The 2,286-nt window shown below is 64.3% G+C and carries 2 protein-coding genes and 1 pseudogene; 2 read left to right on the forward strand and 1 reads right to left on the reverse strand.

Features of this window, described 5'->3' with window-relative positions; genetic code table 11:
* A partial coding sequence (locus ABZ815_RS52715) for a hypothetical protein (RefSeq protein ID WP_357711128.1) occupies positions 1-694 on the forward strand: 694 nt, incomplete at its 5' end.
* A 267-nt stretch (positions 695-961) separates the two neighbouring features.
* On the opposite strand, the gene ABZ815_RS52720 is transcribed toward ABZ815_RS52715, so the two are convergent.
* Positions 962-1,405: a tyrosine-type recombinase/integrase gene (locus ABZ815_RS52720; RefSeq protein WP_357711130.1), complete on the reverse strand. Its 444-nt coding sequence runs from the start codon at positions 1,403-1,405 to the stop codon at positions 962-964.
* Here ABZ815_RS52720 and ABZ815_RS52725 point away from each other — a divergent pair.
* Positions 1,404-2,286 (forward strand): annotated as a pseudogene (locus ABZ815_RS52725) (IS3 family transposase); the annotation flags it as partial. The gene ABZ815_RS52720 and the pseudogene ABZ815_RS52725 sit on opposite strands and share 2 nt — an antisense overlap.

Here is a 2,286-nt window from a genome sequence, read left to right on the forward strand (position 1 = left end):
CCCAATGGTCCCATCAGGGCTACATCAACAAGATCGGACCGGCTCTCTACGGGCCCATGCCCACCGTGACTTAAGCCTTCGTCAGCAGGCTCTTATAGCGCGTGATGCCAACGAGGGGGACACGCGTCTGCTGATCACCGACTTCCTGTGCGCAGGACTCGGCTACGACAAATACGACGATCTCACCACGGAGTACCAAGTCAAGGGTGAATTCGCTGACTATGGCATCCGCATCGACAAGCAGCTGATCGCCTTCATAGAGGTGAAGCGTTGCAGTCAGAAGCTCAACGTCAAACACCTCCGGCAGGTGCAGATGTACGCCGTGAACGAGGGCGTTGAATGGATGGTCCTGTCCAATGGGCAAGTGTGGCAGGCGTACCACATGACCGCAGGCCTCCCCGTGGTGATCGACCTGGCTCTCGAAGTGGACCTGCTCAGTGACGCCAGCTTGGGCGTCAAGACGGACGCGCTCTTCTACTTGACCAAGGAGGCGTTCAAGCGCCGCCTGATCGATGACCTGTGGAGGGCTCGCGCGGCAACGTCCCCAAAGTCCCTGGCTCAGGTGCTTCTCTCCGACGTGGTGACAGACGCCGTACGCAAGGAACTGCGACGTCAGACGAACCATAATGCCGATGTCGGCGAGATCCATCGCATCCTGCGCAGTGAGGTACTTCGGCCGGAGACCTTGCTCTGACGCGCGATCTGATGGCGCGGTGCGGAGGTTGGTGATCTTGCTAACGCGGATGCTAACAACCGCTCTGGACAACCCCGGATACTTCTGGACTGGGAACGCTCCAGGAAGGGCTCTGAGCAGGTGTTCGTGACGGCGGCGGACGTCCGTGGACAGTCTCGAAGTCCCTTGTAAACAGAAGGTCAGGGGTTCGATTCCCCTCGTCGGCTCTGCAAGCGAAAGGCCCCTGAGCAGGCATTACGCCGTCAGGGGCCTTCTGCTTTCCGACCTTCAACCGGTGTCTTCGACGCCTTTGGGAGCCACCTTGGGAGCCACCGGGGTCTGTCCGCCCAGGAGAGCGCTGGAGATGGCTTCCGTGGCCGCGCGCCGGTCGCCCTCCAGTAGGTGGCCGTAGACGTCCTTGGTGATCGAGATGCTGGCGTGGCCGAGTACTTCGGACACTACGTGCAGCGGCGTGCCTTGGGCGAGCATGAGTGATGCGCCGGAGTGGCGGAGCTCGTGGGGGTGCCAGTGGCCGAGGCCCGCCTTCTTGGCCAGGCGGGAGAACAGGTGCGAGAAGGTGTCCGGGTCGGACGGATTGCCGAAAGCTGTTGGGAACATCAGCCCGTGTTCCGTCCAGCTCTCGCCGGCCTTGAGACGTTCCTGGTTGTGCGTGGCCTTGTGAATCGTCCCGGGTTCGGTGGAGACTTGATCTCTTGAGAGGATCGAGTCCATGCCAGGTAAGTCTCCCTATCCCGCCGAGCTGCGCCGTCGAGCGGTGCGGATGGTCGCCGAAGTACGGCCGGATTACCCGACCGAGTGGGCCACGATCAACGCAGTCGCGACCAAGCTCGGCATCGGCACTGCGGAGACACTGCGCACTTGGGTCCGCCAGGCCCAAACCGACGAGGGCAGCCGGCCAGGCCGCACGACGGATGAGTCGGCCGAGCTGAAGCGGCTGCGCCGAGAGAACGCCGAACTGCGGCGGGCGAACGAGATCTTGAAGGCCGCGTCGGCTTTCTTCGCGGCCGAGCTCGACCGGCCACACACGCACTCGTGAGCTTCATCGACCAGCACGCCGAGGTGTTCGGTGTCGAGCCGATCTGCCGTGTCCTGACCGAGCACGGCTGCTCCATCTCCACCAGTACGTACTACGCCGCCAAGAACCGACCGCCCTCGGCCAGGGCGGTGCGGGACGCCGAGTTGGACGAGCACATCGCTCGCATCCACGCTGACAACTACGGCGTCTATGGTGCCCGCAAGATATGGCACCAGCTGCAACGGGAGGGGCATCGGGTGGCCCGCTGCACCGTCGAGCGGCGCATGCGCGTCCTGGGCCTGCAAGGTGCCCGTCGCGGGAAGAAGGTGCGAACCACGACACCCGACCCCGGGCATGAGCGGGCCGGCGACCGGCTGCAGCGCGACTTCACCGCCCAGCGGCCGAACGCCGCCTGGGTCGCCGACTTCACCCACGTTTCCGCTTGGTGCGGGGTGGTCTACGTGGCGTTCGTCGTCGACATTTACTCCCGGGCGATCGTCGGCTGGGCCGCCTCGCTGAGCAAGCACACCACCCTCGTGCTGGACGCCCTGGACATGGCCCTGTGGCGGCGCGAGCG

This window comes from Nonomuraea sp. NPDC047529, from assembly GCF_040642995.1.
GTDB lineage: Bacteria > Actinomycetota > Actinomycetes > Streptosporangiales > Streptosporangiaceae > Nonomuraea.

Excerpts from the sequence above, each read along its gene's own strand:
- ABZ815_RS52720 (WP_357711130.1), bottom strand. The coding sequence starts at position 1,405 with ATGGACTCGATCCTCTCAAGAGATCAAGTCTCCACCGAACCCGGGACG.